Genomic DNA, 15924 nt, shown 5'->3' on the forward strand with positions numbered 1-15924 from the left:
CGTGACAGACACCACCGGCGCCGGCACCCGTCTCGACGAGGAACGCTTGGAACTGCTGCGCCGCAAGCTCGCTGAACGCGGCCTGGCCAGGCCGACGGGCGCGGCTTCCGTGGCCACCTACGACGAGCCGCGCATGTCCGCCGGCCAGCACCGGATGTGGTTCGTGCAGTCGGTCGATCCCGACAGCGCGCTGCTCAACATCTGCGTCTCCTATCGCCTCCTCGGCGCCGTGGACGCCGCTCGGCTACATCGCGCCGTCGACGCCGTCGCCGCGCGTCACCCCGTACTGCATACGACGTATGACACCGACGGTGACGGCGACCCGCGGCCCGTCGTCCGCGACGACCTACACCCCGAATGGTCCGAGCACGACCTGTCCGGACTGGCCGATCAAGCCCGCCGGTTGCGGCTGGATGTGCTGGCGCAGCGGGACTTTCGCCGTCCGTTCGACCTGAGCAAGGATTCACCCCTGCGCGTCACCGTGGCGCACCTGGGCGCCGACGAGCTGATAATGCTGATCACCGCGCATCACATCGCCTGGGACGACGGCTCGTGGGCGCCGTTTTTCGCCGACCTGACCCGTGCGTACACCGACCCGGACGGCTTTGCCGCGGCGCCGGCGCTGCCGGATCTCGCCACCGACCCGACCGCGATCCGTCAGGCCGATCTGGACTACTGGCGGCCGCTGATGGCCGATCTCCCGGAGCCACTGGAACTTCCCGGCCCCAATGGGTCGGTGGTGCCCAGCACCTGGCGCGCGCAACGCGCGACCGCGCCACTGTCGGCGGACGTCGTCGACCGGGCGGCCGCGCTGGCCCGCGAGACGGGCGCCACGCCCTACATGGTGTTGATGGCCGCGTTCGGCGCCCTGGTGCACCGCTACACGCAGTCGACGGACTTCCTGTTCGCGGCCCCGGTGCTGAACCGCGGGGTGGGAACCGAGGATGTCATCGGGTACCACGGCAACACCGTGGTGGTCCGGCTGCGGCCGCGGCCACACCAGACGTTCCGCGAACTGCTGGCCCAGACCCGGGACGGCGCGGTGGGCGCCTTCGCTCATTCGCGCGCCGACCTGGATTGGCTGGTGCGTGAGTCGAATCCGGACCGCCGGCACGGCGCGGACCGGATGACCCGGGTCAGCTTCGGACAGCGGGAGCCCGACGGCGCCGGCTTTTGCCCGCCGGGCGTGCGCTGCGAGCGCGCCGAGTTGCGCGGTCATTTCAACCAGCTGCCGCTGAGTCTGATGGTCGAGTTGAACCGCACGCCGGATGGCCTGGGCGGCGGCGTCATCGAGGCCGAGTACCTCGTCGAGGTGCTGGATCAGCAGCTGGTGCAGCAACTGCTGCGCCACTACGCCGCCCTGCTGGACAGCGTGCTGTCCGACCCCGACGTGACGCTGTCGGCGTGCGCGCTGATGAACGACGAAGACGCCGAGTGGCTGCGGTCCGTGTCGACCGGTGAAGAATTCGTCACCCCGGCCAGCACCTTGTCCGAGCTGGTCAGCCGGCGAGCGGCGCGCACGCCCGACGCCGTTGCGGTCGTCTACGAAGGGCGCGCCTACACCTACCGCGAAATCGATGAAGAGTCGAACCGCGTGGCGCACTGGCTCATCGAGCAAGGAATCGGCACCGAGGATCGCGTCGCGGTCCTGCTGGACAAGTCACCCGAACTGGTCATCACCGCGCTGGGCGTGCTCAAAGCCGGTGGCGTCTACCTTCCGGTGGATCCCACCTACCCGGAGGACCGGCTGAGTTTCATTCTCGGGGATGCGGACGCCAAACTGGTGCTGCGCGAACCGGTTTCCGGATTGGAGAGCTATCCGACCACGGCGCCCACCGCGTTGCTGCGGCCGCTGAGCCCGCAGAACACCGCGTACCTGATCTACACCTCGGGTTCGACAGGACTGCCCAAGGGCGTGCCGGTGCCCCACGCGCCCATCGCCGAGTACTTCGTCTGGTTCGGCGACGAGTACCGGATCGACGAGACCGACCGGCTGCTGCAGGTCGCGTCGCCCAGTTTCGACGTGTCGATGGGCGAAATCTTCGGCACCCTGATCATGGGTGCCCGGCTGGTGATTCCGCGCCCGGACGGACTGCGCGACATCGGCTACCTCACCGATCTTCTGGCGCGCGAAGGCATTACGTCGATGCACTTCGTGCCGTCGCTGCTGGGACTCTTCCTGTCGTTACCCGGTGTCAGCCAGTGGCGCACGTTGCGGCGGGTGCCCATCGGCGGGGAGGCCCTGCCCGGCGAGATCGCCGACAAGTTCCACGCCACCTTCGACGCGTCGCTGCACAACTTCTACGGACCGACCGAGACGGTCGTGAACTGCACCAGCTACCCGGTGGAAGGCGCCCAGGGCACGCGCATAGTGCCGATCGGCCGGCCCAAGATCAACACCCAGGTGTACCTGCTCGACAACGCGCTGCGGCCCGTCCCTGCCGGGGTGATCGGTGAGATCTACATCGCCGGAACACATGTCGCGCACGGATACCACCGCAGGCCGCAGCTGACGGCCGAGCGCTTTGTCGCCGACCCGTTCACCCCGGGCGGGCGGATGTACCGCTCCGGCGACCTGGCCCGGCGTAACGCCAATGGCGACATCGAGTTCGTCGGCCGCGCCGACGAGCAGGTGAAGATCCGCGGCTTCCGCATCGAGCTGGGCGAGATCGCCGCCGCCATCTCGGTCGACCCCAGTGTCGGGCAAGCCGTCGTCCTGGCCATGGACCTGCCGCAGTTGGGCAAGAGCCTGGTGGGATACGTGACTCCGGCCGAGGGCGCCGGCACGGAAACCGTTGACGTCGAACGCATCCGCGCCCGGGTGGCCGCCGCGCTGCCGGACTATATGACCCCTGCCGCCTACGTGGTGCTCGACGAGATCCCCATCACCGCCCATCAAAAGATCGACCGCGCCGCGCTGCCGCAACCGCAACTGGCGGCCGGCACCGAGTACCGCGACCCGACGACCCCCACCGAAATCCGGGTCGCCCAGCTGTTCTCGGGGCTGCTCGGACACGAGCGGGTGGGCGTCGACGACTCGTTCTTCGATCTGGGCGGCCACTCGCTGGTCGCCACCAAGCTGGTCACCGCGATCCGCGCGGAGTGCGGTGTGGAACTCGGCATCCGCGACGTGTTCGAGCTCGCCACCGTGGGCCTGCTGGCGGAGCGGATCGACCAGCTGAGCTCGGGCCAACTGACGCAGTCGCGCCCCAGGCTGATCGCAACCGCACACGACGAGCCGATGCCGCTGTCGGCGTCGCAGCTGCGCAGCTGGTTCGCCTACCGCCTGGACGGGCCCAGCCCGGTCAACAACATTCCCTTCGCGGCCAAGCTGACCGGTCCGTGGGACGTCGACGCGCTGATCGCCGCCGTCGGCGATGTCCTCGCGCGGCACGAAATCCTGCGCACCAGCTACGTCGAGCTGGACGGCGTGCCCTATCAGGTTGTGGGCCCGGTCGGGGTCGAGGTTCCGGTGCGCCGCGCGGAGGGCGTCGGCGAGGCGTGGCTGCAAGAGCAGCTCGACATCGAGCGGCGCCATTGCTTCGAGCTGGACTCGGAACTGCCGATCCGGGTCGCGGTGCTGCGCACCGAGAACGCGGACGAGCACGTGCTGTCGGTGGTCGTGCACCACATCGCCTCTGACCATTGGTCGGCGGGTGTGCTGTTCTCCGACGTGATGACGGCCTACCGGGCCCGACGCGGTGGCGAAGCGCCGTCCTGGGCGCCGCTGCGCGTGCAGTACGCCGACTACGCGGCATGGCAGCGCACGTTTTTGGGGGACGCCAGCGGCCAGGAGTCCGCTATCGCCGCCGAGCAGCGGGAGTACTGGACCCGCAAGCTGGCCGGGCTGCCGGAGGACACCGGGTTGCGCCCGGACTTCCCCCGCCAGCCGGTGCCCAGCGGGGAGGGCGAATCCGTCGACTTCCAGATCGACTCGGCCACCCGCGCCAAGCTCGGCGAGCTGTGCCGCGAGCTGGGCATCACCGAATTCATGCTGCTGCAAACGGCTGTGGCAGTGGTGCTGCACAAGGCCGGTGGCGGCGTGGACATTCCGTTGGGCACCCCGGTCGCCGGCCGCACCGAAGCCGAATTGGACCAACTGATCGGCTTTTTCGTCAACATCCTGGTGCTGCGCAACGACATGGACGGCAATCCGACGCTGCGCGAACTGCTGAAACGGGCCCGCGAGACGGCCCTGGCCGCCTACGCCCACCAAGACCTGCCGTTCGACCGGGTGGTCGACAGTGTCAGCCCGGTGCGCTCGCTGTCGCGCAACCCGCTGTTCCAGGTCGTCGTGCACGTCCGGGATCACCTGTCCGCCACGCGGGTCATCGAAACCGCCCCCGCGGGCGGCGATGGACGCGACACCGTGTGCACGTCGCTGGACCCCATCTTCGACATGGCCCACGCCGACCTCAGCGTCAACTTCTTCGGCACCGACGGCACCGACGACGTCGGCTACAACTGCAATGTCATCTTCCGTACCGAGCTCTACGCCAGAACGACCATCGAGCGGTTGGCGCAATGGCTGTCGCGGGCGGTCGCCGCGTTCGCCGAGGATCTCGACTTGAGCCTGCGCGACGTTGCGCTGATCGATGCGGGAGAACAGCACCGCATCCTGCAGGACTGGAGCCGCGGCGCGCCGGCACCGCACGACAGGCCGCGCACCATACCCGAGCTGCTGGAACCGAGTCGGGCGTGGGACGCGGATCGGATCGCGGTGCGCTGCGGGGACGAGCGGATCGATTACCCTGCGCTGCACCGCCGTTCGGACAACCTGGCCGCGCTGCTCGCCAAGAACGGGGCGGGGCCGGGCGCGTTGGTCGGGCTGTCGACCCGCCGCAGCATCGACCTGGTCGTGACGCTGGTGGCCATCATGAAGGCCGGCGCCGGTTACTTCCCCATCGACCCCGGTTACCCCTTGGCGCGAAAGCAATTCATGCTCGACGACGTCGCGCCGCCGGTGGTGGTCGCAACGACCGAAGCGGTGGCGACCATGCCACACGTTGCGGGAGTCGAGTTGATTTCGCTGGACGATCCCCACGTGCGCGACCTGGTGGACCGCGATGACGTCGATCCCCAGTCGCGGGATTTGCCGCGGCCCCATCCCGACGACCCGATGTATCTGGTGTTCACCTCCGGATCGACCGGCAAGCCGAAAGGCGCGGTGGGCACCCATCGTTCGATGGCCGCCCGGCTGGATTGGCAGCTGCGGCACTACCCGCCGAGGACCGAGGATGTGCGGCTGGCGCAGGCGTCGATCACCTTCCTCGAAGGCGGGATGGAGATGCTGGCCGGCCTGGCCGCCGGTGCGACCATGATCCTGGCCGACGACGACGAGCACCGCGACCCCGAGGCCCTCGGGGAGTTGATGACCCGGTATTCGGTCGCCCAGGTGACCGCCGTGCCCAGCCTGGTCTCGGCGTTGGTGGACAGCCGGCCCGACGCCGTGCGCGCGCTGTCGCGGCTGGTGTGCGGTGGCGAGCCGGTCAGCACGTCGCTGCTGCAACGGCTGGTGTCGGTGTGCGCCGACGACGGTGCGACCGAGTTGCTGAACAACATCGGTTCCACCGAGACCTCCGGCGCGGTTTCCCGCGGGCCGTTGGGCCTGCCGAATCCGCTTGTCGGAAAGCCGGTCCCGGGCGCGCAGGCCTACCTCCTCGACGACGGGCTGCGTCCGGTGCCGGTCGGCGTGGTGGGCGAGCTGTACTACGCCGGTGACCAGCTGGCGCGCGGGTACTGGAAACGGCCCGCCCTGACCGCGACGCGGTTCGTCGCCAACCCCTATGGCGGGGAGCCCGGTTCGCGCTTGTACCGCAGCGGTGACCTGGCTCGGTGGACCGAGGACGGCCAACTGGAATTCGTCGGACGCTCCGACCACCAGGTGCAGGTCCGCGGCTTCCGGGTCGAGTTGGCCGAGGTCGAGGCGGCCCTCGCGGCGGCCGACGGCGTCGCCGCCGCGGCCGCGCGCACCTGGGAGGTGCACGGCGGCACGTCGCTGGCCGGATATGTTGTGCCCCAACGGCCCATCGTCGATGACGTCGACAAGGCGGCGTTCGCGGGGGAGGTGCGCGCCGCGATCGCCACGACCCTGCCGGGCTACATGATGCCGTCGTCGCTGACCGTTCTCGACGTCCTGCCCAAGACTGAGTCCGGCAAGTTGAACCGGCCCGGGCTGCCGCTCCCGGCGGTCAGCACCGGTGGCCTGACCGAACCGGCGCGCACGGACACCGAACGGGCGCTGGCCAAGGTGTTCGCCGAACTGCTTTCGACCCCCGAAGTGGGGCGCTTCGACGACTTCTTCGCCCTCGGCGGCGACAGCATCCTGTCCGTGCAGCTGGCCTCGCGGGCGCGCGCCGTCGGCCTGGCCGTGAGCCCGCGCATGATCTTCGAGAATCCGACGGTGCAGCAGCTGGCCGCCGCCGTGGACGCTCTGGGGAACGGGCAGGCTGACACCGAGCGGGACGACCAGGCGGCCGACGTCCGTTTCGAGCCGATGAGCACCTCCGGCCTCTCGTCCACGGATCTGGCTGCGGTGACCCAACTTTGGTCGTCGTCACGTGAGGGCACGACATGACGGCCGCCGACACCGACGTCGCGCCCGACATCGAGGACGTGATGGCGCTGAGCCCCCTGCAGGAGGGCTTGTACTCGCTGACCACGCTCGCCGAGTTCGCCGACGGCGAAGCCGCGGACGACCCGTACGTGATCGGCATGGCCGCCGACATCTCCGGCGCACTCGACGTCGCGCTGCTACGCGAGTGCGCGGAGAAGATGTTGGTGCGCCACCCGAACCTACGGGCCAGCTTCTTCAGCCGCGGCATCCCGCGGCCGGTGCAGATCGTGCCCTCCCGCGTCGAGTTGCCGTGGCGATCCGTCAGCGCCGCGCGCGAGGACGTGCCGGCGCTGGAAACCGGCGAACGCCGCCGGCCCTTCGACCTGGAACACGGGCCGGCCATCCGCTTCCTGCTGATCGAATTGCCCGGCGCGCAATGGCGTTTGGTGCTCACCGCCCACCACATCGTGATCGACGGCTGGTCGATGCCGGTGTTCATCAACGAGATGATGATCCTGTACCAGGCCGGCGGCAACCTGTCGGCGCTGCCCGTGGCGCCGCGGCCGTACCGCGATTACATCGGCTGGCTGGCCAGTCGCGAGCCGGAGGCCAGCCAGCAGGTCTGGCGCCGGCACCTCGCCGGCCTGCCCGGCCCCACCCTGCTGGCCGCCGCCCTGGGCTCGGTGGAGACGACGCAGGGACGGCAGACGGCGCTGCCGCGCACCACCGAACTGCGCCTGCCGGCCGAGGCCACCGCGCGGTTGGTCGACGAGGCCCGTTCGCGTGGCATCACCGTCAACACCCTGATGCAGATGGCGTGGGCGCTGGTGTTGTCCCGTCTCACCGACACCGACGACGTGGTTTTCGGGGTCACGGTGTCCGGCAGGCCGCCCGAACTGACCGGCGTCGAGACCATGGTGGGTCTGTTCATCAACACCGTGCCCCTGCGGGTGCGGCTGGACCCGGCCGCCAGCGCCGGCGAACAATGCCGCGCCGTGCAGCGCGACGCCGCCCTGCTGCGCGAGCACAGCTATCTCGGGCACGCCCAATTGCGTGCCCTCGGCGGGGTCGGGGAGATGTTCGACACCCTGCTGGTCTACGAGAACTTCCCGATGAACGGGCTGTCCTCCAGTGGCGAATTGACCGCCGGCGGTGCGACCTTCCGGCCATCCGCCCTGCAAACCCTGTCGCATTTCCCGATCGCCGTCGCCGCCCACATGGATGCCGGCGAGCTGGTGGTGCTGATCGAAGTGATCGACGGCGCGCTGGGCGCCATTCCCGCGGCCACGTTCGGTCGTCGGGTGCTGTCCACCGCCGAGCGGCTGCTGCGGGACTGGGCGCGGCCGCTGCGCGAGATCAGCGTCCTCTTCGACGACGAGGTTGCCCCGCTGCGTGCCGCCGGGGCGCCCGCCGCGACGTCACCGCGGAGCATTCACGCGCGGTTCGCCGACGTCGTGGCCAGCGCGGCCGACAGCCCGGCGGTCAGCTGGGCGGGTGGCACGCTGAGCTATCGCGAGCTGGATGACCGGTCCACCCGGCTGGCCGCCCAGCTCGTCCGCAAGGGCGTCGCGCCCGAAACACCGGTCGCCATAAGCCTTTTCCGCGATCCGCAGTACGTCGTCGCGATACTCGCGGTGCTCAAGGCCGGCGGCATGTGCGTGCCGCTGGTGCCGGGGATGCCCCCGGAGCGGGTCACCTCGATCCTGCGCCAATCCGGCGCGTCGATCGTCCTGGACGACGAGCTGACCGCACAGCTCCTCGAGGCCGGCCGGCCGCACGACGAATTCACGCCGGTCGACGTCGCGCCCGAACGGGCCGCGTATGTCGTGTTCACCTCGGGCACGACGGGAGAACCCAAGGGCGTCATCGGAACCCATGGCGCGGTGGGGGCGTACGCCGATGACCATCTGGACCGCGTGCTGCGGCCCGCGGCCGCAAGACTGGGCAGACCGCTGCGCATCGCCCACGCTTGGTCGTTCGCCTTCGACGCCGCCTGGCAGCCGTTGGTCGCCCTGCTCGACGGCCATGGCGTGCATGTGGTCGACGAGCAGACCCAGACCGATGCCGAGGCGCTGGTCGCGCTGATCGCCGAGCACGGCATCGACATGATCGACACCACCCCGTCGATGTTCGCCCAGCTGCAGGCGTTCGGCCTGCTGACCGACGTGCCGTTGACGGTGTTGGCGCTCGGGGGAGAGGCGCTCGGCAGCGCCGCCTGGGACCGAATCCGCGAGGCGTGCAACGCCACGTCGATGACGGCGTACAACTGCTACGGGCCGACCGAGACCACGGTCGAGGCGGTGGTCGCCGCGATCGCCGAGCACGACGAGCCCTGCATCGGCCGACCGACCCGGCACACCCGCGGATACGTGCTGGATTCCGGGCTGCGCCCGGTGCCGTGCGGCGCGACGGGCGAACTGTACCTGGGCGGCGCCCAGCTGGCTCGCGGCTACATCGGCCGCGCGGGGGAGACCGCGGCGCGCTTTGTCGCCGACCCCTTCGCGCCCGCGCAGCGGATGTACCGCACGGGCGACCTGGTGCGCCGATTGCCCGACGGCACAGTGCAATACATCGGTCGCGCCGACGCCCAGGTGAAGATCCGTGGCCACCGCGTCGAGCCCGGGGAGATCGCCGCCGCCCTCGAATCGCATCCCGCCGTCCGGCACGCCGGCGTGCTGGTACATCAGCACCGGGGAGCCCCGCGGCTGACCGCGTACGTGGCGACCACCGATACCGCGGGGGCCAAGCCGACGGCCACCGAACTGCGGGCCATGCTCGGCACCCGGTTGCCGCGCTACATGGTGCCGCAGCGCATCGTTTTGGTCGACGAAATCCCGTTGACCCCCAACGGGAAACTGGACGAATCCGCGTTGGCCGCCGCCGACGTCGCCGAATCAGCCGGCGGCGCGGCAACACCCGAGACCGCCACGGAATCCGCGCTGGCCGACCTGCTCGCCGAACTGCTCGGGCACCCGAGCGTCGACGTCACCGCGGACTTTTTGCAGCTGGGACTGGACAGCATCATGGCGTTGTCGGTGGTGCAGGCGGCCCGGGCGCGCGGAATGGCGCTGCGCGCCCGACTCATCCTCGACTGCACCAACATCCGCGAACTGGCCGAAGCGATCGACTCGGAAACCACTGCCGCGGCCCAGCAGGTGGACGAGGCAAGCGGGCCAATGCCGTTGCTGCCCAACGGCCGATGGCTCTACGAGCACGGCGACCCGCGCCGGCTCGCCCAGACCGAGGCCATCCGGCTGCCCGAGACGCTGCGCCGCGAACAGCTGGACGCCGCGCTGGCAAGCATCATCAACGGCCACGAGGTGCTGCGCACCCGGGTCGACCGCTCCACGATGACCTTGGTTCCGGTGCCCGACGCCGACGTCCTGGGGGCACTCGAAGAAGTTGAGGTGGACGCAGAGCTGGCCGCGGCGGTGCCGGCCCACGTCGCCCGGGCCGTCGACCGGTTGGACCCCGAACGGGGAACGCTGCTGGCCGCGGTGTGGCTCCGGCCCCCGGCCGGCGAGAGCGTGCTGTTGCTGGCCGCGCACGTCGTGGCGCTGGACCCCGCGTCGTGGCGGGTGATCCTCGGTGAACTCGGTGCCGCCCTGACTGCGGCGGCGACCGGTCACTCACCGGCCCCCGTACGGGAACACACCAGCTATCGGCGCTGGGCCGAGGCGCTCACCGCGCGGGCGCACGGCCTGGACACCACGCCGTACTGGGCGTCGGAGTTGGACGGCGACGACCCCGACCTCGGCGCCCGGCGGCTCGACCCTGACCGCGATCGGGCCCGCGATCTGATCGTCCGCAACGTCGCGACCGACGCCGACCTCACTCGCCGGCTGCTGAATTCGGGTCTGGCGTTGCCCACGCTGTTGGTCGCCGCCACCGCGGCGACGGTGACCAGCTGGCGCCGGCTACGCGGTCAGGCGACCCCGCCTCCGCTGCTGGCGCTCGAAACCCATGGCCGCGCGGACACTTTGGTCGACGGGCCCGGCGCGCACACCATCGACACCGGCGACACGGTCGGCCTGCTCAGCTCCATCTACCCGGTGCGGCTGGACTCCGACGACCCGCACAAGGTGGCGGAGAAGTTGGCCTCGATCCCCGGCGATGGCCTCGACTTCGGGTTGCTGCGCTACCTGCGGGACGACACCGCCGCGTGGCTCGCCGGCTTCCCGCCGCCGCAACTGCTGCTGAATTACCTTGGCGCCGCCCACACCGACGGCGGCACCGGGCTGACGCTCGAGCGCGAGCTGCTCGCCGGGGTGTCGCCCGTGCCCGAGCCCGAGCTGGCGGTGCGCCACGAGCTCACCATCGCGGCGATGGTGCTGACATACGGCGGGGAGCGGGTGCTGGCGGCCCAGTGGCGCGCGCTGCCCGACATTCTCACGGACGCGGACATCACCGCGCTGCAAGGACTTTGGATCGATTCACTGCGGGAGGTGGTGAAATGAGCACACTGGCGATCGTGGGCGCCGGCGCCAAGGCGGTGGCCGTCGCCGCCAAGGCGTCGGTATTGCGCGACATGGGCGTCGAGGTTCCGGACGTGGTCGCCGTGGAACGCATCGGCGTCGCGGCGAACTGGCAGGCCAGCGGCGGCTGGACGGACGGTGCGCACCGGCTGGGCACCAGCCCGGAAAAAGACGTCGGCTTTCCCTACCGCTCGGCGCTGGTGCCGCGCCGCAACGCCGAGCTGGACGAGCGGATGACCCGCTACAGCTGGCAGTCCTACCTGATCGCCACGGCGTCGTTCGCCGAGTGGATCGACCGCGGCAGGCCGGCGCCGCCGCATCGGCGGTGGAGCCAGTATCTGAGCTGGGTCGCCGACCACGTGGGCATGAATGTGGTGCACGGCGAGGTCGAACGGCTGGCCGTCACCGGGGACCGCTGGGCGATCCACACCCATGAGACCACCGTGCACGCCGACGCGTTGATGATCACCGGGCCCGGCCAGGCCGAAAAATCGTTGCTTCCGGGCAATCCGCGCGTGCTCTCGATCGCCCAGTTCTGGGACCGCGCCGCCAATCACGACCGGATCAGCGCGGAGCGGGTCGCGGTGATCGGCGGCGGTGAGACGGCCGCCGCGATGCTCAATGAGCTGTTCCGGCACCGGGTCTCGAGCATCACCGTCATCTCCCCGCAGGCGACGCTGTTCACGCGCGGCGAGGGGTATTTCGAGAACTCGCTGTTCTCCGATCCGACCAACTGGCCGGCCCTCACCCTGGCCGAACGTCGAGATGCCTTGGCCCGCACGGACCGGGGCGTGTTTTCGTCGAACGTGCAGGAGGCGTTGCTGGCCGATGACCGCATCCACCACCTGCGGGGCCGCGTCGCCCACGCGGTGGGCAGGCAGGGGCAGATCCGGCTGACGTTGTCCACCAACCGAGGAAGCGAGAACCTCGAGACGGTCCACGGGTTTGATCTCGTCATCGACGGCTCCGGCGCCGACTCGCTGTGGTTCGCACCGTTGTTCAGCCAGGACGCGCTTGATCTGCTCGAACTCGGTCTGGGTGGGCCCCTGACTTCGGAGCGGCTGCAGGAGGCGATAGGTTATGACCTGTCCGTCACAGACGTCACCCCTAAGTTGTTCCTGCCCAACCTGTCCGGACTCACCCAGGGCCCCGGATTCCCGAACCTGAGCTGCCTGGGGCTGCTATCCGATCGGGTGTTGGGTTCCACCGTCAGCCCGTCCGCGTATCCCCTGAGAAGGAGACATGATGAGCGCCAACCCCTTTGACGACGACAACGCCACCTTCGTGGTGCTCGCCAATGACGAGAACCAGCACAGCCTCTGGCCGACCTTCGCCGACACGCCGTCCGGCTGGCGGGTGGTCTTCGGTGAAGCAAGCCGCGCGGACTGCCTGGAGTACGTGGAGCAGAACTGGTCAGATATCCGCCCCAAGAGCCTGATTGAGGCGCTCGCGGGGGAGTAGCCGCAGGCGCGCGACAAGTGCGAGCCGCTACACGGTTGCGGCACAGACTATTCGGGGTGTTTTCCCGCGTCGCCGCCGTAGCGTCGTCGTAACGTGACCAACTTGAGACACAAATTCCGGAGTCACAGGGCACACTTACACCATCTTCAACCATGAAGACGTGTGACCGTGTGCGGCGATCCCCAAGATTTCCGCCACGGTCCATGTGCATCGAAGGGGGACCTGTGAATTCCGTGAAGTCCATTGCCACGGGCGTGGCGGCGCTGACCGCCATTGGCGGCGCCGCCGCCGCCGGTGTGGCTTCCATTGCAGCACCGATGGGTCTGGATCATGTGCAACTGGCTGCGGTCGGCGCGCCACTGCCGCAGGACCCGCCGCCGCCTCCGCCCCCGCCGCCGGGTGCGCCGGGCCAGTTGCCGACGGCCGATCAGTTGGCCACTCTGTGCAACCAGGTAACCGACCCCGGCGTCAACTACAGGGAGAAGGCCAACTTCGTTGAAAACGGCGTCAGCCAAAACGAGGGCATGGTGGCCGACCACGACCTGCGAAAGGCCTACCGCAACGGGAACTTTCCCGAGCAGTTCAACGTGACGAACATCGCGCCGGCGGGTCCGAACATGGCCCAGGCCGACGTCGCCATCACGGGCCCGAAGTTCGCCGGCCCCGTGACCAAGCACCTCGCGTTCGTCAACCAGGGTGGGAACTGGGTCCTGCAGCACGACGCGGCGATCGCGCTGATACAGGCCGCGACCGCCACCAACTGATCACCGCGCGTAAACCCGATGCCAATCGGGCGGACGCGCCAGATGTTCCAGCGCACCCCATGCGTCGCCTTCCGGAGGCGCATGGGGTGTGGCATCTGCGGCGACCCCCGCACAGCCGGCGCACAGGTTGCTCATGTTGTGTGCACAACGGCCGGCCGTAACGTATCGGTGCCGAGACACGAAATAAGAGACGAAAAGGGCACGCTGACACCACCCGTGCGTCGACTTTCGTGCCCACCGAAGGGGGAACCATGAAAACCGTTAAAACGCTTGCCACCGGCGTGGCAGCACTGGCGATCGTCGGCGGCGCGGCCGCCGGCCTGACCTCGATGTCGGAGCCGAGCCCAACCCCCCAGGTCGGGGTGCAGCTCGCCACGATCGGCGCGCCGCTTCCGCAGGATCCCCCGCCGGTGCAGCCGGTCGTGGGGGCCAACGTCCCGACTCCCGATCAGCTGACCGGCCTGCTCAACAGCCTGGCCGACCCGAGCGTGTCGTTCAGCAACAAGAGCAACCTGGTGCAGGGTGGTATCAGCGGCATCGAAGCCCACGTTGCCGACAAGAAGCTGCAGAAGGCCGCGAAAAACGGTGACCTGCCGCTGTCGTTCGACGTGACGAACATCCAACCGACTGCCGCCGGTTCGGCGACCGCCGACGTGTCGGTCTCCGGTCCCAAGCTGACCTCACCGGTCACCCAGAACGTCACCTTCGTCAACCAGGGCGGCTGGGTGCTGTCGCGGGCCTCGGCGATGGAATTGCTGCAGGCCGCCGGTCAGTGATCGGTACCAAGGTTTAATCTCGCGAGGCGCGCCGGATCCGCCAGCACATCGATCGCCCGGATCCGGCCGCCGCGCACCACGAATCCCATGACGGACGCCGCGCGTCCGGCGACGACGATGACGGCGCCGGCGGCGCCGTTGACGGTCGCGGCGCGCACCTCGCGGTCGGGCCCGGCGTAGCTTCGGGCCAGCCTGGCCACCGAGGCCGCACCGTCGGCCCGGAACGCCGCCGCGGCCGGGCCGAAGTCGCCTCGCAGCACCACCTCGGGATGCAGCACCGACACCAAACGCTCGAAGTCACCACTGCGGCCCGCCGCGAAGAAGGCGTCCACCACCTCGCGTTGGGCGGCGAGGTCGCCGTCGGGAACCGGATCGGCCCGCTCGATCCGTCGGCGCGCCCGGCTGGCCAGCTTGCGGGCCGACTCCGGCGTCCGATCGACGATGGTGGCGATCTGATCGAACGGCACGCTGAAGACGTCGTGCAGCACGAAGGCCAATCGCTCCGCCGGCGGCAGCGTGTCCAGCACCACGAACAGCGCCAGCCCCACCGCGTCGGCCAGCATGACGCGGTGTTCGGGATCGAATTCCTCGTCGGTTTCCACGATCGGGTCGGGCAGGCGGGCGCTCAGCTCCTCGCTGCCGTGAGTTCGGCGCTCGCGCAACATGTTCAGGCAGATGCGGGCGACCACGGTGGTCAGCCACGCGTCGGGGTTGGCGATCGTCTCCCCGGAGCTGCCGCTCAACCGCAGCCAGGCCTCCTGCACGGCGTCCTGGGCGTCCTCGAACGAGCCGAGCATGCGATAGGCGAGGGCGCCCAACCGCGGCCGGGCCGCCTCGAAGCGCGCCGTCAATGCCCGCAGTGACGGCGGTGACGGCGCGGACGCATCGGGATTGGTCACGGCCGATCGGTCTCCGGCAGGGCGCACACGCGGTCGCCGGAAAAGCCCGACGACCCGATGTCGAGCGCGATGTTGAAGCGGGCGCGCAGATTGCCCAGCGTGATGACGTGGGTCAGGCCGACCAGTTGGGCGGTGTCGAAGTGCGCGCGCAGCGCCTCGAAAAGCTCATCCCTCACCTCGACGGGGGTGCGGCTGATCGCGGTCGCGTATTCGAGGATCAGTTTGTCGACGTCGGAAAAGCACGGCGCGTCCCGATAATTGGCCATCCCCAGCAGCTCTTCGTCGGTGATGCCCCATTGCCGGGCGATCTGCGAGCCGAGGTCGATGCAGTATTCGCAGCGCACCGTCGTCGCCGATTTCAGCTCCGCCAGCGCTCGGTGGCGCGGGCTGAGAACGTCCAGCTTCGATTCGGCCTGCTCCAACTTGCCGTAGGCGTTGAGCAGTCTCGGGATGTGCGCATACATCCGCAGCGGTTCCAGCATTCCCGCGGTTTCCAGCCCGGTCATCTGCGCGAGCTTGCGCCTGGTGAAGAAGAAGGCGATCTTGGCGCCCAGGCCGGCGTCGCGGTCGGAGACTCCCTGTAGCCGTGGCATGGCGATCCTCCCGGCAAGTTGTGGTCGTGAACCAACGTCCTCACTAGGTCGACACGCGGGAAGGCCCAAACGTGACCACTAACTCACCCGGGCTGGCCCAGGGGCATGTCCATGTCGAACACGCGGGCGTGAAGCACGGTGCGGTTCCGCAGCGCGGCGCGCACCGCGCGGTGCAGGCCGTCCTCGAGATAGGTGGTGCCCTTCCACCGCACCGCGTGCGGGAACAGGTCGCCGTAGAAGGTGGAGTCCTCCGAGAGCAGGCGGTCCAGCGCGAGCACCGTTGTGGTGGTGACCAATTCGTCGAGCCGGATCTGTTGCGGCGGTATCTGGGACCAATCCCGATAGGACAGGTTGTGCTCGGGATACGGTTTGCCGTCGCGCACGCCCTTGAAAATCATTG

Annotated in this window: 9 protein-coding genes; 6 read left to right on the plus strand and 3 right to left on the minus strand. The window is 69.4% G+C overall.

Annotated elements, in window-relative coordinates; translation table 11 throughout:
- Window position 1 precedes the first annotated feature (1 nt).
- The 6 genes from W7U_RS05110 (at window position 2) to W7U_RS05135 (ending at window position 14032) form a co-directional block, all read left to right on the plus strand.
- On the plus strand, window positions 2-6577 hold the full coding sequence (locus tag W7U_RS05110; protein WP_008255566.1) for a non-ribosomal peptide synthetase: 6576 nt from the start codon (window positions 2-4) through the stop codon (window positions 6575-6577).
- Window positions 6574-11013, plus strand: a complete 4440-nt coding sequence (locus W7U_RS05115; protein WP_008255569.1) for a non-ribosomal peptide synthetase — start codon at window positions 6574-6576, stop codon at window positions 11011-11013. The genes W7U_RS05110 and W7U_RS05115 overlap by 4 nt, the downstream gene beginning before the upstream one ends.
- Entirely contained in the window at window positions 11010-12296 is a 1287-nt protein-coding gene (mbtG, locus tag W7U_RS05120; RefSeq protein ID WP_008255571.1) for an NADPH-dependent L-lysine N(6)-monooxygenase MbtG, read from the plus strand. The genes W7U_RS05115 and mbtG overlap by 4 nt, the downstream gene beginning before the upstream one ends.
- On the plus strand, window positions 12277-12492 hold the full coding sequence (locus tag W7U_RS05125) for an MbtH family protein (protein WP_008255573.1): 216 nt from the start codon (window positions 12277-12279) through the stop codon (window positions 12490-12492). The genes mbtG and W7U_RS05125 overlap by 20 nt, the downstream gene beginning before the upstream one ends.
- A 224-nt stretch (window positions 12493-12716) precedes the next feature.
- On the plus strand, window positions 12717-13256 hold the full coding sequence (locus W7U_RS05130) for a hypothetical protein (protein WP_008255575.1): 540 nt from the start codon (window positions 12717-12719) through the stop codon (window positions 13254-13256).
- Between the two features lie 251 nt (window positions 13257-13507).
- Window positions 13508-14032 carry a hypothetical protein gene (locus tag W7U_RS05135; RefSeq protein ID WP_008255577.1) on the plus strand — a complete coding sequence of 175 codons (525 nt, stop codon included), beginning with the start codon at window positions 13508-13510 and terminating at the stop codon, window positions 14030-14032.
- Here the strand turns inward: W7U_RS05135 and W7U_RS05140 are convergent.
- The 3 genes from W7U_RS05140 to W7U_RS05150 form a co-directional block, all read right to left on the minus strand.
- On the minus strand, window positions 14026-14931 hold the full coding sequence (locus W7U_RS05140; RefSeq protein WP_008255578.1) for a sigma-70 family RNA polymerase sigma factor: 906 nt from the start codon (window positions 14929-14931) through the stop codon (window positions 14026-14028). The genes W7U_RS05135 and W7U_RS05140 overlap by 7 nt on opposite strands.
- Window positions 14928-15524: a carboxymuconolactone decarboxylase family protein gene (locus W7U_RS05145; RefSeq protein ID WP_008255579.1), complete on the minus strand. Its 597-nt coding sequence runs from the start codon at window positions 15522-15524 to the stop codon at window positions 14928-14930. Before W7U_RS05145 ends, W7U_RS05140 begins: the two co-directional genes overlap by 4 nt.
- A gap of 83 nt (window positions 15525-15607) precedes the next feature.
- Window positions 15608-15922 carry a type II toxin-antitoxin system VapB family antitoxin gene (locus W7U_RS05150; protein ID WP_008255581.1) on the minus strand — a complete coding sequence of 105 codons (315 nt, stop codon included), beginning with the start codon at window positions 15920-15922 and terminating at the stop codon, window positions 15608-15610.
- Between the last annotated feature and the right edge of the window lie 2 nt (window positions 15923-15924).

This window comes from Mycobacterium sp. H4Y (genome assembly GCF_000364405.1).
In the GTDB taxonomy this organism is placed as follows: Bacteria; Actinomycetota; Actinomycetes; order Mycobacteriales; family Mycobacteriaceae; genus Mycobacterium; species Mycobacterium intracellulare.